This window comes from Loktanella sp. SALINAS62 (assembly GCF_018263905.1).
In the GTDB taxonomy this organism is placed as follows: Bacteria; Pseudomonadota; Alphaproteobacteria; order Rhodobacterales; family Rhodobacteraceae; genus Loktanella.
Genome location: NZ_JAAFZU010000001.1, coordinates 401,658 through 426,134, shown reverse-complemented (window position 1 = coordinate 426,134; position 24,477 = coordinate 401,658). Strand labels below are relative to the sequence as shown.

General features: G+C 62.0%; 26 protein-coding genes. 12 read left to right on the top strand and 14 right to left on the bottom strand.

What is annotated here, in order from left to right; genetic code table 11:
- Window positions 1-46 precede the first annotated feature (46 nt).
- From GZH79_RS02110 to tal, 3 genes are all read left to right on the top strand, one after another.
- Window positions 47-1,282 carry a DNA repair exonuclease gene (locus tag GZH79_RS02110; protein WP_211641475.1) on the top strand — a complete coding sequence of 412 codons (1,236 nt, stop codon included), beginning with the start codon at window positions 47-49 and terminating at the stop codon, window positions 1,280-1,282.
- Window positions 1,282-4,704 (top strand): YhaN family protein, encoded by a 3,423-nt coding sequence (locus tag GZH79_RS02105; protein ID WP_211641474.1) that lies wholly within the window; start codon window positions 1,282-1,284, stop codon window positions 4,702-4,704. The genes GZH79_RS02110 and GZH79_RS02105 overlap by 1 nt, the downstream gene beginning before the upstream one ends.
- 131 nt (window positions 4,705-4,835) lie before the next feature.
- Window positions 4,836-5,777, top strand: coding sequence for a transaldolase (gene tal, locus GZH79_RS02100; protein ID WP_211641473.1), 942 nt, complete (start codon window positions 4,836-4,838; stop codon window positions 5,775-5,777).
- A gap of 33 nt (window positions 5,778-5,810) precedes the next feature.
- Here tal and GZH79_RS02095 read toward each other — a convergent pair whose 3' ends face one another.
- The gene (locus GZH79_RS02095; protein ID WP_211641472.1) at window positions 5,811-6,521 is read right to left on the bottom strand and encodes an anti-sigma factor; all 711 of its coding nucleotides are present in this window, start codon (window positions 6,519-6,521) and stop codon (window positions 5,811-5,813) included.
- Entirely contained in the window at window positions 6,518-7,153 is a 636-nt protein-coding gene (locus GZH79_RS02090; protein WP_249218920.1) for a sigma-70 family RNA polymerase sigma factor, read from the bottom strand. Before GZH79_RS02090 ends, GZH79_RS02095 begins: the two co-directional genes overlap by 4 nt.
- A gap of 219 nt (window positions 7,154-7,372) precedes the next feature.
- Here GZH79_RS02090 and GZH79_RS02085 point away from each other — a divergent pair, with 219 nt between their 5' ends.
- Window positions 7,373-8,155 carry a DUF4394 domain-containing protein gene (locus tag GZH79_RS02085; protein WP_211641471.1) on the top strand — a complete coding sequence of 261 codons (783 nt, stop codon included), beginning with the start codon at window positions 7,373-7,375 and terminating at the stop codon, window positions 8,153-8,155.
- A 58-nt stretch (window positions 8,156-8,213) separates the two neighbouring features.
- Here GZH79_RS02085 and GZH79_RS02080 read toward each other — a convergent pair whose 3' ends face one another.
- Together GZH79_RS02080 and GZH79_RS02075 are read right to left on the bottom strand one after the other, a co-directional pair.
- Entirely contained in the window at window positions 8,214-9,485 is a 1,272-nt protein-coding gene (locus tag GZH79_RS02080) for a glycerate kinase (RefSeq protein WP_211641470.1), read from the bottom strand.
- On the bottom strand, window positions 9,473-10,159 hold the full coding sequence (locus GZH79_RS02075; RefSeq protein ID WP_211641469.1) for a D-lyxose/D-mannose family sugar isomerase: 687 nt from the start codon (window positions 10,157-10,159) through the stop codon (window positions 9,473-9,475). The genes GZH79_RS02080 and GZH79_RS02075 overlap by 13 nt, the downstream gene beginning before the upstream one ends.
- 233 nt (window positions 10,160-10,392) lie before the next feature.
- Here GZH79_RS02075 and GZH79_RS02070 point away from each other — a divergent pair, with 233 nt between their 5' ends.
- The 6 genes from GZH79_RS02070 (at window position 10,393) to GZH79_RS02045 (ending at window position 16,459) form a co-directional block, all read left to right on the top strand.
- Window positions 10,393-11,394, top strand: coding sequence for an ABC transporter substrate-binding protein (locus tag GZH79_RS02070; protein WP_211641468.1), 1,002 nt, complete (start codon window positions 10,393-10,395; stop codon window positions 11,392-11,394).
- 87 nt (window positions 11,395-11,481) lie between these two features.
- A complete protein-coding gene (locus GZH79_RS02065) occupies window positions 11,482-12,288 on the top strand; it encodes an ABC transporter ATP-binding protein (RefSeq protein WP_211641467.1) in 807 nt (268 codons plus the stop codon).
- On the top strand, window positions 12,285-13,550 hold the full coding sequence (locus tag GZH79_RS02060; protein ID WP_211641466.1) for an ABC transporter permease subunit: 1,266 nt from the start codon (window positions 12,285-12,287) through the stop codon (window positions 13,548-13,550). Before GZH79_RS02065 ends, GZH79_RS02060 begins: the two co-directional genes overlap by 4 nt.
- 76 nt (window positions 13,551-13,626) lie before the next feature.
- Window positions 13,627-14,643 (top strand): SDR family oxidoreductase, encoded by a 1,017-nt coding sequence (locus GZH79_RS02055; protein WP_211641465.1) that lies wholly within the window; start codon window positions 13,627-13,629, stop codon window positions 14,641-14,643.
- A gap of 221 nt (window positions 14,644-14,864) precedes the next feature.
- Window positions 14,865-15,647, top strand: coding sequence for an SDR family oxidoreductase (locus GZH79_RS02050; RefSeq protein ID WP_211641464.1), 783 nt, complete (start codon window positions 14,865-14,867; stop codon window positions 15,645-15,647).
- Window positions 15,647-16,459 (top strand): alpha/beta hydrolase fold domain-containing protein, encoded by an 813-nt coding sequence (locus tag GZH79_RS02045; protein WP_211641463.1) that lies wholly within the window; start codon window positions 15,647-15,649, stop codon window positions 16,457-16,459. Before GZH79_RS02050 ends, GZH79_RS02045 begins: the two co-directional genes overlap by 1 nt.
- Here GZH79_RS02045 and GZH79_RS02040 read toward each other — a convergent pair.
- Window positions 16,456-17,265, bottom strand: a complete 810-nt coding sequence (locus GZH79_RS02040) for a division plane positioning ATPase MipZ (RefSeq protein WP_211641462.1) — start codon at window positions 17,263-17,265, stop codon at window positions 16,456-16,458. The two genes, GZH79_RS02045 and GZH79_RS02040, sit on opposite strands and share 4 nt — an antisense overlap.
- Before the next feature lie 343 nt (window positions 17,266-17,608).
- Between GZH79_RS02040 and GZH79_RS02035 the strand changes: the two genes are divergently transcribed.
- Complete coding sequence (locus tag GZH79_RS02035) at window positions 17,609-18,928, top strand: DEAD/DEAH box helicase (protein WP_211641461.1); 1,320 nt, start codon at window positions 17,609-17,611, stop codon at window positions 18,926-18,928.
- Window positions 18,929-19,023: 95 nt separating this feature from the next.
- A complete protein-coding gene (locus tag GZH79_RS02030) occupies window positions 19,024-19,410 on the top strand; it encodes a four-helix bundle copper-binding protein (RefSeq protein ID WP_211641460.1) in 387 nt (128 codons plus the stop codon).
- Window positions 19,411-19,454: 44 nt separating this feature from the next.
- On the opposite strand, the gene GZH79_RS02025 is transcribed toward GZH79_RS02030, so the two are convergent.
- From GZH79_RS02025 to rpsP, 9 genes are all read right to left on the bottom strand, one after another.
- Entirely contained in the window at window positions 19,455-19,844 is a 390-nt protein-coding gene (locus GZH79_RS02025) for a hypothetical protein (RefSeq protein ID WP_211641459.1), read from the bottom strand.
- A 196-nt stretch (window positions 19,845-20,040) separates the two neighbouring features.
- Entirely contained in the window at window positions 20,041-20,262 is a 222-nt protein-coding gene (rpmE, locus tag GZH79_RS02020) for a 50S ribosomal protein L31 (RefSeq protein ID WP_211641458.1), read from the bottom strand.
- Window positions 20,263-20,273: 11 nt separating this feature from the next.
- Window positions 20,274-20,651 carry a 50S ribosomal protein L19 gene (gene rplS / locus GZH79_RS02015; RefSeq protein ID WP_211641457.1) on the bottom strand — a complete coding sequence of 126 codons (378 nt, stop codon included), beginning with the start codon at window positions 20,649-20,651 and terminating at the stop codon, window positions 20,274-20,276.
- A 51-nt stretch (window positions 20,652-20,702) separates the two neighbouring features.
- Window positions 20,703-21,524, bottom strand: coding sequence for a tRNA (guanosine(37)-N1)-methyltransferase TrmD (trmD, locus tag GZH79_RS02010; RefSeq protein ID WP_211641456.1), 822 nt, complete (start codon window positions 21,522-21,524; stop codon window positions 20,703-20,705).
- Window positions 21,525-21,566: 42 nt separating this feature from the next.
- The gene (locus GZH79_RS02005; protein ID WP_211641455.1) at window positions 21,567-21,728 is read right to left on the bottom strand and encodes a DUF1328 family protein; all 162 of its coding nucleotides are present in this window, start codon (window positions 21,726-21,728) and stop codon (window positions 21,567-21,569) included.
- 63 nt (window positions 21,729-21,791) lie between these two features.
- Window positions 21,792-22,619 (bottom strand): hypothetical protein, encoded by an 828-nt coding sequence (locus GZH79_RS02000; RefSeq protein ID WP_211641454.1) that lies wholly within the window; start codon window positions 22,617-22,619, stop codon window positions 21,792-21,794.
- On the bottom strand, window positions 22,597-23,400 hold the full coding sequence (locus GZH79_RS01995) for a hypothetical protein (protein ID WP_211641453.1): 804 nt from the start codon (window positions 23,398-23,400) through the stop codon (window positions 22,597-22,599). The genes GZH79_RS02000 and GZH79_RS01995 overlap by 23 nt, the downstream gene beginning before the upstream one ends.
- Window positions 23,397-23,906: a ribosome maturation factor RimM gene (gene rimM, locus GZH79_RS01990; protein WP_211641452.1), complete on the bottom strand. Its 510-nt coding sequence runs from the start codon at window positions 23,904-23,906 to the stop codon at window positions 23,397-23,399. Before rimM ends, GZH79_RS01995 begins: the two co-directional genes overlap by 4 nt.
- Before the next feature lie 148 nt (window positions 23,907-24,054).
- Entirely contained in the window at window positions 24,055-24,459 is a 405-nt protein-coding gene (gene rpsP / locus GZH79_RS01985) for a 30S ribosomal protein S16 (RefSeq protein WP_211641451.1), read from the bottom strand.
- Window positions 24,460-24,477 lie beyond the last annotated feature (18 nt).

Below are 24,477 nucleotides of genomic sequence, written 5' to 3'. Positions count from 1 at the left end.
TGAGCTTCCCCCAACCTGCTGACAAGGTGACGCCCGGAGGCATCACTTGATCAAGATCCTGCACACGGCTGACATCCACCTCGATTCACCGCTGAAATCGCTCGCACTGCGGGACGAAAGCCTGCGTGATGTGGTCGCCGCTGCCACCCGCACGGCATTCGGACGGATCGTCGATTGCGCCCTGTCGGAACAGGTCACGGCGTTGCTGATTGCCGGTGATCTGTTCGACGGCAAGGAACGCAGCGCGCGCACGGCGGCATTCCTGACCGCACAGATGGAACGGCTGCAAAGCGCGGGTATTCGCGTGTTTTATATCAAGGGCAACCACGACGCCGAAAACCCCATCACCGGTGCGCTGGATTTGCCCGGTAATGTCCATGTGTTCGACGCACGCGGCGGCAAGGTCGATCTGGGATGCGATGTCTGGGTGCATGGCGTCAGTTTTTCCGACAAACACGCGCCCGACAGCCTTGTACCGCGTTTTGGCGCACCGGTCCCGGATGCCGTCAACATCGCGATGCTGCACACATCGTTGGCGGGGGCTGCGGGGCATGACCCGTATGCGCCCTGTGCGCTGTCCGATCTGACAGGGGCGGGGTTTGATTATTGGGCGCTGGGCCATGTGCATCAGCGTTGCGTGCATGCCGAACACCCTTGGGTCGTGATGCCCGGCATGCCGCAGGGCCGCGATATCGGTGAGACCGGCGAAAAATCCGCAAGCCTTCTGACCGTCGAAGACGGCACCATCACGGTTGAACCTGTGGCCAGCGCTGTGGTGGCTTTCGTGTCGGACCAGTTGTCGATCAGCCATGTCATCGATGATGACAGCCTGCGCGCGTTGCTGCGTGATCGTTTGCGCACGATCGCGGCTGGTTTGACGGCTGACGCTGGCGTGGTGCGGCTGACGCTGACGGGTGCGCCGCTGCGGCACTGGCATATCATGCGCGACCGCGATGTCTGGACAGAACTGGTCCGCACGATGGCGCGCGATACCGGCGCGCTATGGCTGGACCGGCTGGTGCTGCAACTGGATGCGCCCGTTGACAGCGCGGACACAACCAGCGCCACGGCAGAACTTGCGCAGATCATGACAACGCTGTGCGACGATGCCGCGACAATCGCCGCCGCCCGCGCGCAGGTGCAGGACACGCTGTCGGACATGCCGCCCAGCCTGCGGGCGCGTCTGTTGCCCGACGACGATGCCCCGGCCCTGTTGGCTGACCGTCTTGCACGTCAAGGGGCGCTGCGCGTCACGGCGCTGATGAAAGGGTCGGAAAGCTGATGCGGCTGCGCAGCCTGATGCTGGAACGGTTCGGTCACTTCACGGACCGCACCTATGATTTCGGGGACGCCGCCGGGCGCCCTGATTTCCACATCGTCTATGGCCCGAACGAGGCGGGCAAGACCACGACGATGGAAGCGGCCTTGCGCCTGTTTTATGGGTTCCCAAAGCGTGACGGATACGGATTTCGCCACCAGCATGACAATCTTCAGGTGACTGCCCTTTTGGAAACGGATGGTCAGATCACCAAACTGACACGCGTGGCTCAGGCCAAGTCATCGCTGCTGGACGCCGCTGGCCACGTCCTGCCCGAAACCGCGCTGTCGCAACATCTGGCAGGGTTGTCGCTGGACGATTACCGCAATCTTCTGTGCCTTGATGACGAAACCATCGAACGTGGTGGCGATGATATCGCGCAGGCCAAGGGCGATATCGGGCGCCTGCTGTTTTCCGCCGCAGCCGGTGTCGCAGACCTGAGCACGGTGCTGGACAAGGTGAAAACCGATGCCGACGCGATCTATCGCAAACGGCGATCAACGACACGGGTGGCAGAGCTGAAGCGCGCGCTTATCGATGTGGAACGCGCGATCCGTGATCTGGATACGACGGCCAGCGCATGGCGTGGCCTGAAAAAATCGCTGGCCGACGCTCAGCAGGCAGAGGCAGAGGCCCGCCAAAACCGCGACGGCCTGCATGATGACGCGGCACGGGTCGCGGCAGAACAGCGGGTTCTGCCGATGCTGGGTCGGATCGATCTGCTGGACACCCGGATCGCGCCCTTTTCAAACTATCCTGCACGGCTGGATTTCGATCCCGAAACGTTGGTCGACATGCTGGCACAGCACACACGACTGGATGCCGATGTTGCGCGGTTGACCGCTGAAATAGCTGCGGTGACGACAGCACTGGACGAACTTGGGCCGGTGTCCGATCCGTCCGACCTGACCGCGCAACTGGATGCGCTGGACGGGTTGCGCAGCCGTGATGCGACCGCCACGCAGGATATCGACCGCCGCCGCACCCAAGCGCAAGACGCATTGCGCGCCATGGTGCAGGCCGCCCGCGATCTGGGCGCGGCCGACGGCGTAGACCCGCAGGCGCTGGTCATTGACGCGGAAAGCATCGAAACGCTGGATCAGACGCGCCAGGTTTTGCGCGCCTGCCGCGATGCCGCTGCCGTTGCAGCGCAAGAAGTCACAGACCTGTCCGACCGCCGTGACGCTGCACAATCTGCTGTGGATGCCATGATTGCACGCGCCCTGCCGATGCAGGGTATCGGCGCAATCCTGTCGCGCTATGATGTGGACCGGCTGGCACCCGCAGTCTTGCGCGCGCAGGACGCGATTGCAGGTGCGGTGACGGCTGCCGACGCCGCCCGCGATGCGCTGGGCTGTGGTGCCACGCTGCCGCCTTGTCCGACGACACAGGCCCAGGCCCAAGCGTGGGTGGCGCGTGATGCATCACTGGAAACTCAGACCGAACAGACGACCGCGACACTGTCGCAACACCGCGAAGATATCGCCGCCCGGGCCGCACAGGCCGCGCAATTGGTCGGCAGCAGCGGTCTTTTGCGGGACGCAGACCTGCGTGACTTGACCGATCGGCGTGACCGTTTCTGGACCCAGCACCGACAGGCATTGGACGCTGACAGTGCCGATCAATTCGCAGACGCGATGCAGGCGGTGGACGCGGCCTTGCGTCGTCAGGTGGCACAGGCCGGTGATCTGGGACAGTTGCGACAGGTGGAACAGTCCCATGCCGAAGCGACCGCACGCGCGGACGCGACAGAAGCACGTCTTGCAGCCCTGCAGGCAGACCGGGCATCGTTGCAAGACGCCATCGACGCAGTGGCCCGTCAGGTCGGATTTCCAGCGGGGCAAACCGCGACGGGCTGGCTGGACTGGGTGCAGGCCCATGCAACTGCACAGGCGGCGCGTGATGCGTTGGCGCGCCTGCGCGACCAGCACGCGCCGACACTGGACAAGGCCGATGCGTTGATGGCCGATCTGGCACCGCATCTGGATCTGGTTGCACCGACGTTCGATGGCGCGCTGGATGTGGCGCGTCGTTTGGCCGGGGCAGAACGCGACGCGCAAAATGCGCTGGATCAGGCGCGCGCAAGCCTTCACGCGCTGAACGGCGATCTGGCGCGGCGCAACGCGCGCGCCGCCACGGTGCAGGCCGAACGGGATGCCGCGGACAAGCGGTGGTGCGACCTGATCGACGATCTGTTCGGGCAGGCGCTGTCACCCGATCGGTTGATGACCTCTTTGGCGGCACTGCGCAGCCTTCGCGCGCAAGAAGATCGCCGTGCCGAAGCGGCGGGTCGCGTGGACAAGATGGTCGCCGATCAGACGCAGTTCGGGGCGGCGATCAATGCGCTTGCGGAAACCTGTGGTATCGGTTGCGGGGATACGGCTGCCGCGACCTTTGCTCGCCTGCGGCAACGGGCCGACGCCGATCGTGCGCTGGCAGAAAAAGCGGCACGTGACACCGACAGGCTGACTGCGGCGCGGGCGGAATTGGCCCACCAGCAGGATGCGCAGGCGCAGCTGGACAGTCGTCGTCAGGCGATGGCCGGGCTTTTCCCGTCCGGCGTACCCACCAATACGCTGGACGATCTACGGCAAAGCGCGATGGCGGCGGCACAGGTTATCGCAGACCGTGCGGAACGAGCCGACCTGATCGCCAAAGTCACAGCGGAGCTGGCCGAACCCGATCTGACGTCGGCCCGTGCCCGATTGTCAGACGCAACTGCCGCAGCGCTGGACGCAAGGGCAAACCGAACTGCCGATGCCCTGAAGCAGGCTGAACAGGATGTAACCCGTGCCGTCGAAACCCGCGTTGCCGGACAGGCCGCACTGGCGCAGGTTACCGCAAGTGCCGAGGTCGCACAGTTGACGGAACAGCGCGCGACGCTGGAACTGGAACTGGAAGCGGCGATACTGGATCATCTGGAACTGTCGCTGGGACACACCTTGGCCGAAGAGGCGATCCGCCGTTACCGTGATAGCCACCGCAGCGCGATGATGTCCGCAACTGAACGCTGTTTTGCCATGCTGACCGACGGTGCCTATGCGCGGTTGGCCACAAAGGCCGACGGCGCGTCCGAAACCTTGCTGGCCATTGCTGCCGACGGCACCACGAAGGGCGTGCTGGACATGTCCAAAGGCACACGATTCCAGCTGTATCTGGCACTGCGCGCTGCGGCGCATGAACAGATGGTGGCGCAGGGCACACGGTTGCCGTTCTTCTGCGACGACATCTTTGAAACCTTCGATGAAACCCGCACCAGCGCGGCCTGCCGCGTGATGGAACAGATTGGACGGTCGGGGCAGGCGATCTATCTGACGCATCATCGCCATGTGGTCGATCTGGCGCGCAAGGTCTGCGATACACCGCCGATGGTGCATGAAATCTGACCGACCCCTGCTTTGGTATGGACGCCGTCGGTTGGAACAAGGGATAAGACCGCTATATAAAGTAACGACACCGTGACGGCGCGCGAAGCCTTTCGTGGCCGCTGCAAGGACCGGAAAAAAGGACGCAAACCATGACGAACGTGCTGGACCAGCTACGCGAAATGACCACCGTGGTCGCCGACACCGGAGAGGTCGCGGCGGTCAAGAAATACGAACCCGTCGATTGCACGACCAATCCGTCCCTTGTTCTCAAGGCACTGACCGACCCCGCATCGGGCGATCTGATGGAGCGTGAATTGGAAGCAGGCTGCAAGGCGGGCCTGACCGCCACACAACTGGTCGATGTGCTGACAGTGGCGATGGGCGCCGAACTGTCCGCATTGGTTCCGGGGCGTGTATCGACCGAAGTGGACGCGCGCCTGTCCTTCGACACCGAAAAATCCGTCGCCCGCGCCCGCGAGATCATCGCTGAATATGAAAAGCGCGGCGTCGGCAAGGAAAAGGTGCTGATCAAGCTGGCGTCGACATGGGAAGGTATCCGCGCTGCCGAAATCCTGCAAAAGGATGGAATCGACTGCAATCTGACGCTGCTGTTTTCGATGGCGCAGGCCGTGGCCTGTGCGGATGCGGGCGCGTTCCTGATTTCACCCTTTGTCGGGCGCATCACCGACTGGCACAAAAAGGCCGAAGGCCGCGACAGCTATGCCCCCGACGAAGATCCGGGCGTCAAATCCGTCCGCCGCATCTATGACTACTACAAATCCAACGGCATCGACACGATCGTCATGGGCGCATCGTTCCGCAACACCGACCAGATCAAGGCGCTGGCGGGCTGCGATAATCTGACGATCTCTCCGGCGTTGCTGGACGAAATGAAGCAGGACACCAGCACCCTGACCCGTGCGCTGTCACCCGAAAGTGCTGTGCAGATGGACCGCATCGAAATGGACGAGGCGACATTCCGCTGGGAGCTGAACGGTGATCCGATGGCTGCGGAAAAGCTGGCCGAAGGCATCCGCAATTTCGACGCTGACCATCAAAAGCTGATCGAGGTTATCGCAGAACGTATGTAAGCCGACTGCTGACGGGCGTCGTTTTGGCGTCCGTCAGCTATCCTGCAGGGCAGCGAACCCCTTGCCGATGATCGGACCGGTCGGCCTGCCGGTGGGTGAACCGCCCAGTGGTTCCAGCGTGACCTCATACAGTTGCTGGGCTTCGGGATCAGGCAGATCCCCAAAATCCAGAACGGTAGATCGCGCACCGTCCAATACCCCCAGCGACGTGGCACCCAGTTCGGCAGACGGCAGGGTCCACGCCTGCAGGCTGCGATCTGCGGGCACATCGATATCAGCCACAAAACGCACCGTGGCGGTGTCGTTGCCGTAATCTTCGACCACGGCCTGCGGCACACCTGCGTCATCCACCAGAACAGCGACGACCACGGGATCGGGCAGGGGCCGCTGCCAGCCCGCACCGAACCCTATGGCAAGCGCGACGATACTGGCCGCCAACGCACCGCGCCATGCACGTGGACGATGTGGATCGTTGGCCGGTTTCGGGTGCGACCGGGGCGCCGCCGGCAGTTGTTTTACGGCCCCCAGCCGATCCTGCACAGCGTCCGCGAACCCGGCAGGCAGATCCTGCACAGATGCCGACAAGTCCAACGGCAGCAATCGGTCACGCAGATCGCCGACATAGGCCGCGACGGCGGGGTCGCGCTGCATCACTTCCTCGAACAGCATGGTTTCAGATTCGGACAGCAATCCCAGCACGTAATCGTCGGACAACGCCGTCAGATGATCGGGCAACACGGTCATGTCAGGCACTCCTTCAGGAATGCAAGGCCACGGCGGATCCATGATTTCGTTGTGCCCAGTGGCACATCCTGCCGTGCTGCGATTTCGCCGTGGCTATAGCCGCCGACATAGGCCAGCAGGATCGCTGTGCGGGCCTGATCTTCCAGTCCGCGCAGACAGGTTTGCAGTTTGGATGCACCGGCCAGAATTTCCCAGTCCTGTGCGGGCACGCTGCGTTGTCGCGCCTCTTGCAGGGTGGTCAGTTCGTCCGGTGACAGCAGGCTGATCCGCTTGCCGTCGCGCAGAATGTTCAGGCAGCGGTTGCGCAGGATCGCATAGATCCAGCCGCGTGCCGATCCGCTGGCGTCGGAAAACTGCGCCGCCTTGCGCCAGACCTGCACCATCGCGTCCTGCAACGCCTCTTCGGCCAGATCGCGGCGGCCCAGCATTCGCGTCGCGACGCCCAGCAGTTGCGGACCTTCCAGTGCGATGATCCGTTCCACGCCGGTCTGCCGCCCGGCCCTGCAATCGTGCAGCGCATCGTGAAGCTGTTGGTTGTGGTCTGTCACGACGGCGGTCCTTTTGTTCATCCAGACGCCGGGCGTCATCATGGTCTGGCAAGGTGTCGGTGCTTTCAGGGCGTGATGCAACATGTTCTCTCCCGTCAAGTAGAAGACACGCGGGACCGCCGATTGGATGCGGCTGACTGCAAAGACAGCGCGCGCGGCCCTGTTATTCGGGCGGGGCATAGGGCGGGCAGAATAATTCCGAAAAAGTTGCGGTCCGCTGCATCCGTTTTCCGGTTTGGCGTGTCTTCAGGGCAAGGACGGCAGGAATTGCTGTCCATCATGAAGCCAAAAAGGAACCAACCCATGTTTCGTATTGCAGCACTTTCCACGTCCGCACTTGCCCTGACCGCGACCGCGGCGCTGGCCGCACCTGCCGTCGGGCTTGTCGGGGAAAAGACGCTGGTGATGTTCGACACCGAAACGCTGGCCGTGTCCGGCACGATGGATGTTGCCGGTGTGGACAGCCTGCTGGGTATCGACCTGCGCCCTGCCAACAAAACGCTGGTCGGTGTGACGCCCGATATGACAGTCGTCAGCATCGACACCGCCACCGGCGAAGCGACCGAAATGTCGACGATGGATACCCCGCTGCCCGTCGCCGATGCGCCTGTTATCGTGGATTTCAACCCAGCCGCCGACCGTCTGCGTTTCATGACCGGCACCACGAACCACCGCGTCAACGTCGATACAGGTGAGGTCACCGTCGACGGCAGCCTTGACTGGGCCGAAGACGACATGCACGTCGGTGAAACCCCCGACATCGTCGCTGCCGCCTACATCAACAGCTTTGGCCAGCCGGAATCGACTGCGATGTATGACATCGACGCGACCATCGTGGCGGTCATCCAGCAGACATCGCCCAACGACGGCACGCTGGCCGCCATTGGCAAGCTGGGTCTGGATGCACCGGGCGAGATCTATGCGTTCGATGTACAAACCAGTGACGCGCTGGACAATATGGCGTGGCTGGTGAACGGCAACACGCTGTATTCCGTCGATCTGGAAACCGGTGCCGCCACCAGCGTCGGCATGATCGAAGGCGTGGATGGCGACATCCGCGACGTCACGATCCTGCCCGCGATGTAAGCTGCGCCATTTGGGCCATCAGAGGGCGCGGTTTGCGGACCGCGCCCTTTTCGCATGTTTACGGATGCGGCGGCAGGATCAGCAGCGCGCGAAAATCGTTCACGTTCGTCAGCGTGGGGCCAGTGATGATCTGGTCGGCCACTGCGGCGAAAAATGTATGGGCATCGTTCCGGTCCAGCGCCGCCCCTGCATCCACGCCGCAGGACGCGGCACGGTCTAGCGTATCAGGGCCGACGTAGGCGCCTGCGACCTCTGCCGCGCCGTCGACGCCGTCGGTATCGCAGGCAATCAGGTGGACACGGGGGTGACCGTTCAGGGCAATGGCCGCCGCCAGCGCAAATTCTGCATTCGGCCCGCCGACCCCGTCGCCGCGCCGCGTCACGGTGCATTCCCCGCCAGACAGTAGCAACACCGGGGCCGATGCGGGGGTCATGTCGTCTGCGATGGCCCGCGCCCTGTGGGCATGGTCAGCGGCCAGCGTGCGCGCCTCGCCTTCCAGCGCGTCGCCCAGCAGGTGCACGGTGATCCCCGATGCGCGGGCCAGTGCGGCGGCGGCGTCCAGCGACTGGCGCGGGGCCGCGACCACATGTGCGACGTTTCGGGACAGGCGCGGGTCGGTGCTAGGTAGGGGGCCGGGATTGGCCAGCAACGCCGTCCGCACATGGTCGGGCAGCGCGATGGCGTAGCGGTCCAGCAGTGCTGCGACATCAGCCACCGTATCGTCACCGACAGTGGGGCCGGATGCGATTTCTGCCGGGTCATCACCGGGCACGTCAGAGATGATCAGACTGACGATGCGGGCGGGCGCGCAGGCGGCGGCCAGTTTGCCGCCCTTGATTGCGCTTGCGCGTTTGCGGATGACGTTCATTGCCGAAATCGGCGCACCGGACGCCAGCAGCGCCCGGTTCAGGATCTGTTTATCTGCCAGCGTCAGACCGCCGTCGGGCGCGCACAGCAGCGCCGACCCCCCGCCCGATATCAGTGTCACCACCAGATCGTCCGGTCCCAGCCCCGCCACCCGGTCCAGCAGCGCCCGTGTCGCGTCAAACCCGGCCTGATCGGGTACCGGATGCGCCGCTTCTGTCACGGTGATCCCGGCGCAGGGGCGGGCGTAGCCGTAGCGTGTCAGGACCAGCCCGTCACAGGGGCCATAGTGGTGTTCGGCGGCTTCAGCCATGCGGGCGCTGGCCTTGCCCGCGCCGATCACCAGCAACCGACCGGCAGGGCGCGGCGGCAGATGCGGCGGCACCACCAGCATGGGATCAGCGCGCGCGACAGCGGCGTCGAACAACGCCGTCAGCAACGCGCGGGGGTCTGTCAGGCCAGCCATGTCGCATAGTCGCTGACCAACAGATGGGTCGGTGGCGCGTCTTCCTCTATCTTGGAAAACCGGCCGATGGGTTCGCGAAAGATGTTGTCGGTTTCGTCGTCGTTGACGGTGCTGACCTCTCCGATCAGGACGTCACCGTCTTTGCCCCAGAACGCGTGCCAGTCGCCCGGTTGCAGCGTCACGCTTTCGCCGGGGGCCAGATGCAGCCGTTCGCCCGGTGCGAAATCGCGCATGATCCCGTCGCACATCACCGTGCCGCCTGCGGTTTCATCGAAATTCCCATCCGCGTCCGACCCGAACAGTTCCACCACCAGCGTGGCCCCGCCGCGGTTAATGATATCTTCGGCCTTGAGCGCATGGGTATGCATCGGGCTAAGCTGGTCCGATCTGCTGATCAGCAGCTTTTCGGCATAGCACATGCCGCCGCCGCGCTGCAGGTCGCGCAGCAAACCGTTGCGCAGCGTGAACAGGAAAAGCCCCATATCGTCAAAGTTGCCCGCACCGTAATCTGTGATGTCCCAGCCACATCGGGAATCGATCACATGGCGGGCGGCGCTTTTTTGGGCAACAAACTCATCGGGTGACCAATAGGCGAACGGCGGCAGGGTGAACCCCTGTGCTGTGATCATGTCGTTTGCACGGGCCATGATGGCATTGATCCGCGAGCGTTTCATGGGCGAACTCCTTGGGTGTCAGGCATTCGATAACGCTGACAGCGGTGTCTGTGAAGCGGTTCTGCGTCCTGACCCGCGCCTAAAAATGGATTGACCCCTGTTGCCGCGTCACCCTAGCCTTTGACTGGGCACGTCAGCTGCGGGCGGCACCATGGTCGATGACAGCAAGCGGTGACTTTACATATGGCCGGGCGCCGCTGCGGTGTTGGGCAATAATCAATAGGGAGCACGAGATGTTCAAGACAACGACTTGCGCCTTTGCGGCGGCCGCCGCGATGGCGATGACCGGTCAGGCTGCGACGGCGGCAGCCCATAGCGAACTGACGGTCGGTTATTTTCTGGAATGGCCGATGCCGTTCCTCGCGGCCAAGGCTGACGGAAGCTATGATGAAGCATTGGGTATGACGGTGAACTGGGTGTCTTTTGACACCGGTACAGCAATGTCGGCAGCGATGGCGTCGGGTGACGTGCAACTGTCCGTCAGTCAAGGTGTGCCACCGTTCGTCGTGGCCGCATCGGGCGGGCAGGACATTCAGGTGGTCGATGTGGCGGTCAGCTATTCCGACAACGACAACTGCGTCGTCAGCGCCAATCTGGAAATCGACAAGGAATCCGCCGACGAGTTGGCTGGGAAAAAGGTTGCCGTTCCGCTGGGCACCGCTGCGCATTACGGGTTTCTGCGCCAGATGGACCATTTCGGTGTGCCGCTGGACAGCCTGACGGTCGTCGACATGGCCCCCGCCGAAGGTGCTGTGGCCCTCGGGCAGGGTGACGTGGACTTTGCCTGCGGCTGGGGCGGTGCGCTGGCCCGGATGAAAGAATACGGCAACGTCCTGCTAACCGGTGCCGAAAAAGAAGAGCTAGGGATCTTGGTGTTCGACGTGACGTCTGCCCCGGCATCCTATGTGGCGGAAAATGGCGATGTCGTGGCCCAGTTCCTAAAGGTGACGGCCGATGCGAACGCCGCATGGAACGACACCCAAAGCGATGAAATGCTGGAAGTGATCGCAGAGCAATCCGGCATGGATGTCGAAGCGACACGCAACTCTCTTTCGACCTTTACCTTTCCGTCCATCGACGCGCAGTTGTCGGATGCCTGGCTGGGCAGCAATGCGGCAAGCTTTATGAAAGGCGTGGCCGATGTGTTCGTCGAAGCCGGATCGATCGACAGCGCGCTTGACGATTACACGGGCACGGTCAACACCGGACCCCTGATGCAGGCGCAGGGCATGTAAACGTCACTGACGGGTCCGGGGCATGTGCCCGGGCCCGTCATCTTTCGGCTGGTCCGACCTGCCGCAACACCACTGACAAGGCAGGACATGTCGGGACTTCATATCGAAAATCTATCGATGCGCTTTGACCTGCCAGATGGCGGGCATGTGCAGGCTTTGCAGGATGTCAGCCTCGATCTGAAGGCGGGCGAATTGCTAAGCGTGCTGGGCCCATCCGGCTGCGGCAAGACCACCCTTTTGAATATCGTCGCGGGCTTTCTGGCGCCGACCGCTGGTCAGATGACGCTGAACGGCCACCGGATCACTGGACCAGACGCGGAACGCGGCATGGTGTTTCAGCAGGGCGCGCTGTTCGAATGGATGAGCGTGCGCGACAACGTCAGTTTCGGTCCCCGCATGGCGGGCCGCAAGGCCAAGGATTACCGGTCAGAGGTCGATCACCTGCTAAACGTCGTAGGCTTGCAGGATTTCAAAGAAAAGATGGTCTATGAATTGTCGGGCGGGATGCAGCAACGTGTGGCATTGGCCCGTTGTCTGGCCAACGATCCTGACGTGATCTTGATGGATGAACCGCTGGGCGCGCTGGATGCGCTGACCCGCGAAAAAATGCAAAGCCTGGTGCTGAAGCTGTGGCAGGAAACCGGCAAGACGATCATTCTGATCACCCATTCCGTCGAAGAAGCGCTGCTTTTGGGTGAACGGCTGATCGTGATGGCCCCGCGCCCGGGCCGTATCCACAAGGAATACAATTTGCCGTTTGCGGCAATGGGCGTCGATGCCGACCTGCGAGAGGTCAAGAAACACCCCGATTTCGCCACCCGGCGAGAGGAAATTCTGAACATGATCTGGGACATGGAAGCCGAGATCATGGGAACGACTGGGCCTGCGGCATGATCATCCTTGCACTTTACGTCGGCATCTTCGTGGCCGCCTATGTCATCGTGACAAAGTTGACCGGCGCACGGGCGACATCGGATTATGCCGCGCTGAAAACCGTGACCTTTGGTGACGAAAGCGCCGTGCGCCCGAACCGGGCTGCAGGTGTCATTTCTGTCCTGACGATTTTCTTGCTGTGGTGCATGTTCACGGGCTCTGCGTTGATCCCGCAGTTTCTGCACGCGCCGGGCCCGTTTCTGGGCACGACGTCATTTACCTATACGGCGGCGCTGGACGGGCAAACCGATGATGCAACGGTCACCGTCGTCGTCCACCCCCGATCCGAAAACCCCGACGCGCCGGATGTCGAACCCGGTGACGGGTTTGCCAAGAACGACAGCGCCACCGTCGCGCAATGGCGCAACGTGCTGGTCGCTGTCGACCGCAACGATGAATTGACCCGCGACGACGGCGCGCAGGTTGTAGCCGTCGACGGACAGCCGGTGTCGCCCGGTGGCACGGTGCAGGTCGCGGGCGGCAGCGTCACCATTTCAGACAAGGGCACGCCGAACTTTACCCCCGCCGCAGGCTGGCAGATGGAATCGCTTTATCTGCCCGCCCCCGAAGAGGTCGCGGCCCGCACCTATGATGTGGCGGTCAACGGATTTCGCGGTACATCACTGCTGGGGCATCTGGGCTGGTCGCTGTTCCGGGTCGTGACCGGGTTCGTCTGCGGTGCCATCGTGGGCATACCACTGGGCTATGCGATGGGCCTGTCGAACTGGTTTCGCGGCTGGTTCGATCCGATTGTCGAATTCATGCGCCCGGTGCCACCGTTGGCCCTGATCCCGCTGGTCATCATCTGGGCCGGCATCGGAGAGGTCGGCAAAGTCATTTTGCTGTTTCTTGCCGCCCTTTGGATCATGGCGATCGGCGCGCGGTCGGGCGTGTCCGGTGTCGCCATCAGCAAGGTCCACGCCGCCTATTCGCTGGGTGCGTCCAAGGCGCAGATCCTGCGGCACGTCATCATCCCCAATTCGCTGCCGGAAATCTTTACCGCAGCCCGCGTGGCGATGGGCGTCTGTTGGGGCACCGTTGTGGCGGCGGAATTGGTCGCGGCGGAAAAGGGCGCTGGCATGATGATCATGGTCGCGTCCAAGTTCCAGAATACCGATATCGTGCTGCTGGGTATCATCCTGATCGGGATCATCGGTTTCGGCATCGACATGCTGATGCGCTGGGCGGAACGGCTGCTTGTCCCGTGGAAAGGCAAGGGCTGAGGGGAACTTCGGCCGCGGCACAACGCTTCTGTTCCAATGCACGCGACGTCGCGTGCGGCAGCAACAGGGGTTTCGAATGACCGATGCAATCGTATTGGGCGGCACAGCGGGTGTTGGACGCAGTATCGTTGACGCATTGGCGTCGCGTGGGATGACCGTCGGTGTCGTGGCGCGCGGGCAGGACCGGCTGGACCAGTTACGCAGTGATTATATGGTGGGCCGCGTCCAGACCGCTGCCGCCGATGTCGGCGACGCCGCAGCGCTTTCTGCGGCTGTGCAGACATTATGCGCCGACCGCGCGCCCAAGGTCTGGGTCAATTGCGCGATGAGCACCGCCTTTTCGCGCTTTACCGACATGGAGGTGGACGAATTCGAACGCATCGTGCGGACGACCTTTCTGGGTCAGGTGAATGGTACGCGATTGGCGTTGCAGCACATGTGGCATGGCAACATCGTCCATGTCGGGTCTGGTCTGGCCTATCGTCCGGTGCCGGGCCAATCGGCCTATGTCGCATCGAAACATGCGATCAACGGGTTCGTTGGGGCAATCCGGTCAGAAGTCATGCAAGATCGGCCCGGCCTGCATCTGTCGCTGGTGCAACTGCCCGCGATGAACACACCGCAGTTCGAATGGGCGCGTAACCGGCTGAATTACAAACCCCGCCCTGCCGCCCCTGTCTATGATCCGCAAGTCGCGGCGACAGCGGTGCTCAAGGCCATCGACGGCAACCTGCGAGAGGTGCTGGTGGGCAAATCAGTTCTGAAACTGATGTTCGGTGACATGCTTTTGCCGAACTACATCGACCGCACACTGGCCGACAACGGAATAGAAATGCAGGAAAGCGACACGCCGGCCTGGGCTGTGCCTGATGATGACAACCTGTTCGCGCCGGTGGCGCGCCACGCCTCTGCCGATGGCGATTTCAGCGGACCGATCAAGCCATCTGCCCTGACGGTCGACGGCGATACCGCCCGCAAACTGGTTGCGGGCGGTATCGTCGCGGCAGCATTCGGATTGGGGGCGCTGGCTGCTACAGCGGCAACACGCCGCCGGACCAGCCTGCCGCGTCCCGCGCCGCGCCGTCTGCGGTAATCAGCGGATCATGCGCGATTGGCGACAGGTGGATCGGTGACAGCCAGATCGCGTCAACACTCAACCCCGCGACCTTACCTAATCAAGACGTGATCCCGGGCAAGGTCACCTACGCCCCCCCCTTGGTCCGTAGGGCGCACTTTGTCGCACCTATGGTGATCGCATGGAACAGATCGGCCACTGGCCCTGTTGGCATGGGTATCATTTGTTAGGAGCAACCCATGGACTTGGGTATCAAAGGCAAGACTGCGCTGGTGACTGGCGGCACGGGTGGCATCGGACTGGAAACGATCAAGCTGCTGATGGAAGCGGGTGTCGCTGTCACCCTGACCGATCTGGATGCCGACGGCGTCGCCGAAACCGCAGACGCGCTGGGTATCACCGGTGTCACCGCCGATCTATCCAGTGTCAAAGGTGTGCACGCCCTGGTCAATGAGGTCGGCACCGGGTTTGACATCGTTGTCCACGCGACAGGCGTCACGGGTGGCAAAGGCGACCCGCTGACCATGAGCGAGGAAGACTGGGTCGACGCGCTGAACGTCGACTTTTTGTCAGGTGTCCGGCTGGCGCGCCATCTGTGTCCGCCGATGATCGAACGCGGCTGGGGCCGGGTCGTGTTTCTGACGTCTGAAAACGTGGCCCAACCCTATCCCGATGAAACCGTCTATAACGCCTCTAAATCGGCCCTGCTCAGCTTTGCGAAATCCGTGGCGATGCAGCATTCTGGCAAAGGGCTGTTGGTAAATTGCGTTTCACCCGCATTCATCGAAACACCGATGACCGATGGTATGATGGAAAAGCGGGCGAAAGAACGTGGCGTCAGTTTTGATGATGCGGTCACAAGCTTTTTGAAAGAGGAACGTCCCTATCTGGTGCTGAACCGGCGCGGCAAGGTTGAAGAGGTCGCACCCGTCGTCGCATTCTTGTGTTCGGAACTTGCATCATTCGTCACCGGTTCGAATTACCGCGTCGATGGGGGGGCCGTCGGGTCCATTAACGTCTGATGTCACGCGCTGCATTGGAACGGCACATCCGGCGAACCCCTGTGGACGGGTCGCCCGAAGACATGCGCGCGGCGTTTGATACGCTGACCCGCTGGCCCGACCCACGAGAGCTGCCACCGCTTGCAACGGTGGGTGGCTGTGCCGGTCGCTGGTTCGGGCAGGGGGATGACGTGATTGTCTGGCTGCACGGGGGCGGATACGTCTTTGGCGGGTCGATCAGCCATGCGGCCTGTGCAGACTACCTTGCAAATCTGGCGGATAGCCGCGTTTTTGTGCCGGATTATCCACTGGCACCGGAACACGGCTGGCCCACAATTCACTGCGCAGTCGATCAGGTGCTAAAGGCGCTGCCGGGCGCGCGGGTCGTGGGTGACAGTGCGGGCGGGCACCTGGCGTTGGTGCTGGCGCAACGGGGGGCGGACATCCGGCGGCTTGTGCTGTTGTCGCCCAATACCGATCGCAACGGGTCCAGTCAGTCCCGGACCCGCAACGGCGACACGGACCTGATGAACAAGGATGCGCAGGACACACATCTGGCCAAACTGGCCTTTGGCGATCGCGCCACGGACGATCCGGAAGTGTCGCCGTTGCTGGGAGATCTCACGGGGCTGCCGCCGCTGATGATCTATACCAGCCTGACGGAAATCCTGCTCGACGACAGTTTGCTGCTGGCGCGCGCCGCCGCATTGGCAGGGGCAGAGGTTTGCCTGCGCACCGTGCCGGATTTGTTCCACATGTGGCATCTGTGGCCGGGATCGCTGCCAGAGGCGCGGATCATGTTGTCGGATGTTGCGGCGTTTCTGGATGCCTAGAAATCGGCGGTGACGCCCGGCAGGTTCAGCGCCTTGATCAATTCGCGCAACTCCTGCCGTGCCGCCACGTTCGAGATGTTCAGGTTCTTTACGCCGATGTCGCGCAAATCCAGCAGGGTCAGGCCACGCGGGAACAGTTCACGAAAAATGACGCGCTCGTTGAAACCGGGCGCGATGCGAAACCCGATGCGACGGGCCAGTTTTTCGATCACGCGTTCCATCTTGTCCTTGTTGACCATCTGCTGCGCGCCAACGCGGTTGCGCGCCACGACCCAGTCGATCGGTGACAGCCCGGCCTGCGCCCGCAACTGCCGTGCGTTCCAGACCATTTCCGAATAGACCGATGGCCCGGTGATCTGCTCGCCCGCCGTGTCGACATGCGCCAGCAGATCGAAATCAACAAAGCTGTCGTTCAGCGGGGTCAGCAGCGTGTCGGCCAGCGAATGCGCAACCTGGCTTAGCCGGGTATGGCTGCCGGGGCAGTCGATCAGGATGAAATCCGATGTGGGTTCCAGTGCCGCCACGGCCTTTGACAGGCGGTGATCATAAATATTTTCGTTCGGACCGATGCTGTCCTGATCAATTTCGGGCAGCTCGGCATAGGTGGGTGACGGCAGGTCCAGACCTTCGTCTTTGAGATAGGTTTGCCGGTTCAGCATGTAGCGGCCCAGCGACTTTTGCCGCATATCCAGATCCAGCGTGCCGACCCGGTGCCCCATCCGCGCCAGCGCGGTGGCGACATGCATCGCGACAGTCGATTTGCCGGCACCACCCTTTTCGTTGCCGACCACGATGATATGCGCCACGTCTCTGCCCTTCTGTTGGTTGATCGCACCCTATCTTGTGTGTCGATGCAATAAAAGCGCAAGCAGGCAGGCGCATCCGCTTTTGTCGTGGCTGTTGACATATCGTGTGCGACAGGCCATGTGGCATGCAGACGGTTGATCCTGCCGCGTGAGCAGGGCCGGGCGCACAATGCCCCGCAAGATCGCCGTCGTATTTTCAGGTTCCCACGGTCACGCAGGGGGTCCAGCGCCGCAAGCGGCGTCCGGGCAATTCGGCGTGGACGATACTCTTGCAGCGACCCATCTGCGCCGCACACGTCCGTCGTGTGCCGCAAGGGGCCGTTCGGTCCCGGAAAGAGTTATTATGGATTTCGACATGTTGGGCCTCGCGCCCCGTCTGGTGGAAAAGCTTGCCGAACAGGGCATCACCGATCCCACCCCCATTCAGAAACAGGCGATCCCCTACGCCATGCAGGGCCGCGACGTCATGGGCCTGGCCCAGACCGGCACCGGCAAGACGGCAGCCTTTGGTCTGCCGATGATCGACGCATTGATGAAAACGGGCACCAAACCCGCACCCAAGACCGTGCGCGGCCTGATCCTTGCGCCGACACGCGAATTGGCAAAGCAGATTTCCGACAATCTGACCAACTACACCCAAGGCACGCACCTGAAGGTCGCGCTGGTCGTCGGTGGTGCCGGGATCACCGCGCAGACAAAGCGTTTGCAAAATGGTGTCGACCTGCTGGTTGCGACCCCCGGCCGGTTGATTGACCTGCTGGACCGTCGCGCCGTGCGTCTGGACGAAACGGTTTACCTGGTTCTGGACGAAGCCGATCAGATGCTGGACATGGGGTTCATTCACGCGTTGCGCCGGATCGCCCCGTTGCTGGCAAAAGATCGCCAGACCATGATGTTCAGCGCAACCATGCCCAAATTGATGAGCGAGCTGGCGGATACCTACCTCAAGGATGCGGTCCGCGTGCAGGTCAACCCGCCGGGTCAGGCCGTCAAGAAGATCGAACAATCGGTGCATTTTGTGGCGCAGGCTGCGAAATTCGACCTGCTGGTCGAACTGTTGGACAAACACCGCGACGAGCTGGCCATCGTGTTTGGCCGGACCAAGCACGGCTGTGAAAAAATCTACAAGCAGTTGGAAAACAAGGGCTTCGCCGCAGCATCGATCCACGGCAACAAAAGCCAGGGCCAGCGTGACCGCGCGCTTGAATCGTTCAAGCAGGGCAAGGTTCGGGTGCTGGTCGCCACGGACGTCGCCGCACGCGGTCTGGATATTCCCGACGTGGCTTATGTCTACAATTTCGATCTGCCGAACGTCGCGGAAAACTACGTTCACCGGATCGGGCGGACGGCGCGCGCGGGAGCCGACGGCAGTGCCGTCGCCTTGGTCGCCCCGGACGAGATGATCGAACTGCAAGATATCGAAAAGGCGATGAAGGACACGATCCCGACCGCTACGGGCCGTCGCTGGGAAATCCAGCCGGGCCAGAAAAAACGCCCGAATGGTGGCGGTGGCGGCGGTGGCCGTGGTCGTGGTGCACCCCGCGCCGCTGGTGCGGGCAAACCCAAGACCCAGACCCAGAACAAGCCGGGTCACACCAACGCCAAACCGGGCGGCGGCCAGCGTCGCCGTCGCAGCGGTGGCGGTCGTTCCTCTGCCGCATAATTGATCAAGGCGCGCCCCGGTGGCGCGCCTTTTTCGTTCGGGAACACTCTGTCGATGGGCGTGTTGAATAACACAACCCAGACAGGAGAGATCGAATGTCCATCAAGGAAATGATTGCCGAACATCCCGACGTCGCAGGCCACGACAACGAACCGCTGACGCAAGCCGTGCGTTACGCCATGTATTGCGCCGCGATCTGCAATTCCTGCGCCGATGCCTGTTCGGCAGAAGAAGAGGATCGCCGCCAGTGCATCCGCCTGTGCATGGATTGTTCCGACATTTGCACCGCCACCTACCGCGTCGCCACCCGCCGCACCGGTGAAAACGTAGCCATCATCAAGGCCACGCTGGAACTGTGCATTCAGGCCTGTGAAACCTGCGCCGCCATGTGCGAACAACACGAGGACGACCACTGCAAACGCTGTGCCAAGATGTGCCGCGAGACCGCAGAAGATTGCCGGAAAGCGCTGGGGACGATGTAACGTCATGGATCGCCGCCAGTTATACGGCGGCGATCCTTTCCTATTCAATCGAACCGGTAGATGGCTCCTGATCCATAGCGCGACTCTACATTGATCCGAACGCCGCGTCGTACAAATTTTCCACCAATATGTTCGACGATTTGCCTGATCATACGACCTGTCATTTTTTTGTACTCGTCTTCAAACGCGATATGATCGCATCTGTGCTCGACGATCCATTCGGTGGAAACTACTGCTGGCCTTGTTGGGGCGGCGGCAATCGCCCCTATCAGGCAGGCTATTCCAACATGAGATGTAAGCGCCTTCTCAATATCTCTGCCAGTCTCACTTTCGTAGATGTTACGAAAACTGCCCGGATCGAAGTTGAATTTCGACAGATTGGGATCCTGCTCCAAGTGTCGGTCTTCAAGGGAAAAGTTAATCGGATTTGCCATGGCTGAGTTCCTTAATTGAGGTTTCCTGCGACTTTTGTCGCTTGCGCTGCGACTGAGGCCGTTTGCGCTGATAGCTTTGTGGCACAGGTCGATCTTTACCGCAAGGCCCCATATAGGCACCCTTAGAAAAAACTCTCCCAGAACGCAAAACGCCGCCCCGTGGGGCGGCGTTTGTCGTTTGTCTGGCGCGGTTGGCTTAGAAGCCCAGACCGGCGTATTTGCTCTTGAACTTGGACACGCGGCCGCCGGAATCCATCAGGCGGGATGTGCCGCCGTTCCAGGCGGGGTGGACCGAAGGGTCGATATCCAGCGACATCTGATCGCCTTCCTTGCCCCAGGTGGATTTCATCTGAACCACGGTGCCGTCCGTCATCTTGACGTCGATCGTGTGGTAATCGGGATGGATGTCTTTTTTCATGATGTCCGTCCTTATGCGTCGTTGCGGGGCTTGTAGTTCGACATTTCCACGATACGCGCCGATTTGCCGCGACGTGCGCGCAAGTAATACAGCTTGGACCGGCGGACCTTGCCGCGGCGGACGACGGTGATTTCGTCGATGTTGGTCGAATGCAGCGGGAACACACGTTCCACGCCTTCGCCAAAGGAAATCTTGCGGACCGTGAACGATCCGGCAATGCCTTTGCCGTTCTTGCGGGCGATGCAGACGCCTTCGTAATTCTGAACCCGTGTGCGGGTGCCTTCGGTCACTTTGTAACCGACGCGGATGGTGTCACCCGCTTTGAAATCGGGGATGGTTTTCCCCAGCGCAGCAATTTGCTCCGCTTCGATCTGTGCGATGATATCCATATCATGCGCTCCTATGATAGCACGGGTTTTCCCGCGACGTTTATGCGAACCTCAGAGCTCTCGGTCTTCATCCGGGTCCCTACCATGCACCGCACAATAAGCCCGCCAGAGGTCAGGTCTGCGTTCCTTTGTCAGCCTTTCGGCCTGTGCCCGCCGCCAGTCGGTGATTTTCGCGTGATGTCCCGATAGAAGCACTTCGGGTATCGCGCGACCGTTCCAGTCGGCAGGTTTCGTGTACTGTGGATGTTCAAGCAATCCGTGAGAGAAGGATTCCTCCTCTACCGATGCTTGATTCCCAAGCACGCGGGGTATAAGCCGGACCGTCGCATCTATCAAGGCCATTGCAGCGATCTCTCCGCCGGTCATGACAAAGTCGCCCAGACTGACCTCTATCACGTCGTGGGCTTCGATCACGCGTTCATCGACACCTTCGAAACGGCCACATAACAGGGTGACGCCATCGCTGGTTGCCAGCTTGTGCATCAGTGCCTGTGTCATGGCGCGTCCGCGCGGTGTCAGGTAAATCAACGGATTGCGGCCCCGCGACCCGGCCCGCACATCGCGCAGCGCCCGGTCCAGGATGTCAGCGCGCAACACCATGCCTGCGCCGCCGCCTGCGGGGGTGTCATCGACGTTGCGATGCTTGCCTTCGCCATAGGTGCGCAAATCGGTGATCTGCAATTGCCACAAATCGTCTTTCAGCGCACGTCCGATCAGGCTTTCGCCCAGAATACCGGGAAAGGCTTCGGGCAGCAGCGTCAGCACCTGTGCCGTCCACACGCCGGACAGGTCAGGCGCATCGGTCATCAGTTCGCGCGGTTGCAGCGTCGGGCGGATGGTCTTGCGGCCAGCGGATCGGGGCGTGTCAGTCATGGCCGGCGCTATAGCGCGGCGCGGGCCAATTGGCACGTCCCTTTATGCCAGCGCGATGAAGCCGAACAACACCAGCAAGAACAGGACCAGAACCACAAGGATCAGGATTTTTGCGCCAGACAGGGCGATCCCGCTGATTCGGCCAAATCCCAGCAGGGCGGCAATAGCAGCAATGACAAGCAGGGTGATGATCAGTTCGATCATGATGCATTCCTTTGGATAACGTTTCGTTGAACACAAAACGCGGCTCGGGATATGCAGGTTCCGTCAGCGGCGGCGTGCGTCGCGTAACATGGCGTCTTTGCGTCGTTTCAGATCGGCCTTTGGGCCGCCCGCCCGGTTCATGTCCAGAAAGACCTGTTCCATCGGGGCAGTCTGGCCGCTGTTCGCACGGCCCGCAGGGGGCAGGGCGGCCCTGACCGCTGACGGCACATCCAGTAGATCAAGGATCGCGCTTGCCGGACCCTCGCGCCGCGACCCGATGTCGGCCAGATCGAAATAATGCGCGTCCGCAACCCCCAGCGTGGCCACGATGCGGCGCGCCTCTGCCGCGGGGTCCATCAGGTCGGGAAAACGCGCGCGGAACGCGTCGAAATCCTGTGTCAGATGGATCGACCGCAGCAGATGGCCATAGACGGATCTGATCCAACCCTCGCGGTCGCGCAGGGTATAGACGAATGTGATCTGGACCTGTGGCCCGAACCGCGCCTGCAATGCAGCGATAATCTGGCGTCCCAGCGGCACGGCGACCCCGTGATAGCCGGTGATCGTACGGCCCAGCATCCGCCGATGTCCCGGCATCGCACCGCTGAATGTCTCGCGGCTCAGCATGATGACGGGGGCGTCCGGGATGCTGGTCAAAAAGGCGTCCAGCCGCCGCCTGAACGCACGCAGCCGCCATGGAAACGGCTTTTGCGCATAGATGCGCGCGGCGCTGCCCGCCTTCAGGAAATCGTCCTTGCCGTAAAACGCGACATAGGGTGCCAGTGCGGCACGGTGACGGTGCAGATAGCTTTGCAGGCTGGATGTCCCGGTCTTGTGAAATCCGGGATGAACGATGACGCGCACCGGATCATGCAAATCGCCAGCCCCCAAGGTTCGCATCCTGCGCCAGACGTTCCTTTTCGGCGCTCACGGCGCGGTCGGACAGCGTGCTGCGGTTCAGCGTCAGGAATTGCTGCCACAGCGCGTCATCGGGTCCGGCGTTGCCTGCGCCGACGGGCTGCAATCGGTCCATGATGTCGTCCGGCACGCCGATCCGCGCGCAAAATGCCCCGCCGGGGCCAAGCGGGTGCATGGCCGCCTGCGCCATTGGCAGCGTAAGCGTCGGGATCGGTGCGATGGCGTCCGACACCTCTGCCACGGTTTCGTCCAGATCGACCGTGCTGGAAAGAAGCGTTGCGAATGCAGCACGGTCCAGCGTCATACGGTGCCCGCGCAGAAGGTGGCGATAGGTGCTGAACAGCCAGCCATCGGCATCGCGGGTGGACAGGATCATGTGTTGTTCCGCGTCTGGAAACCGTTCCGCCAGATACCCTGTCAGATAGCTTGCAAGCGTCGGCGCTGCGTCATAGCCCGTGACGCCGGGGCCGCCGGGCAGATTGCCCAGCAAGCCTTCGCAGGACACGATGATGTTCTGATCGTCGCGGGGGGCCGCCACGGCAAAGGCGTCGTCCAGCCGCGCCACGTAATCCATCAAATCCAGCGGGTTCAGCGTGCGTGAAAATCGACCGATGACCTGTAGCAACGGTTTCATGTGGCGCAGCATGACGGGGGCGGCAAAAGGTTCCAGTGTTTCGCGGTTGAACCACAGGAAATGTTGGATCGAACTGGTCCCTGTCTTGTGAAAACCCGGGTGGACGAAAATCCGCCTCATGCGTCGAACAGGCCGTCCGGCGGGTCCGCCACGATCCTGCGGCTTGTCAGGTCGACAGTCGGCACGGCTGCACGGGTGAACGGCAACAAGACCGTTTCGGACCTGCCCGACACCGCGATATCCAGTAAATCCCCCGCGCCGTGATCGACCACGCGGGCCACGGTGCCCAGCGTTACGCCGCCGGTATCCACCACGGTCAGGCCGACCAGATCGGTGTAATAATATTCGTCGTCGGGCAAGGTCGGCAGCGCGTCGCGTGGCGCATATAGATCGACGTTGCGCAGCGCGTCGGCGTCTTCTTTCGTGATGACGCCGTCCAGCCGCGCGGTAAAGCCGCCGTTGGTCTGCCCCGTCAAAACCATCTGGGCAAAGACCCGGTTATCTTCGGTTGTCAGCGGCGCATAATCCGCGATGTCCTGCGGGTCCGCGCAGAACGATTTGATCCGCACTTCGCCCTTGACGCCGAAAGAGCCGCCGATCCGGCCCACAATTACCGTTTCTGTCATGTCTGGTCTTTCGATTACGCACCACGACCCCACGCAAAGGGCCGACCGCACCCTAACGCGTCACCCGACCCTGCGGAATAGGTTTCACCACGAAAAAGGCCCGCCGTGCATCAGCACGACGGGCCCTGATCCAGCGCGGAAAAGCGGCTTACTCTTCTGCGGCTGCTTCTTCTGCCGGTGCTTCTTCGGCGGGGGCGTTTACAGCTTCGTCGATGGCGGCCTGCTTGGCTGCTTTTTCTTCAGCGCGTGCCTTGGCGGCCTTGCCCGGCTCACCTTTTTTCAGGTTGGCACGGTCTTTCTTGGGCAGGTGGCCTGCGGCTTCCAGCATACGGGCCACGCGGTCTGTGGGTTCTGCGCCCTGGCCCAGCCAGTACTGCACGCGTTCCATGTCCATCCGGACACGGTTTTCATCGTCCTTGGACAGCATCGGCTGATAGGTGCCCAGCTTTTCCTTGAAACGACCGTCACGCGGCATGCGGCTGTCGGCAGCAACGATGGAATAATACGGACGCTTTTTGGAACCGCCGCGTGCGAGACGAATTTTCATGGCCATGAGAGTTTTCCTTTTCTT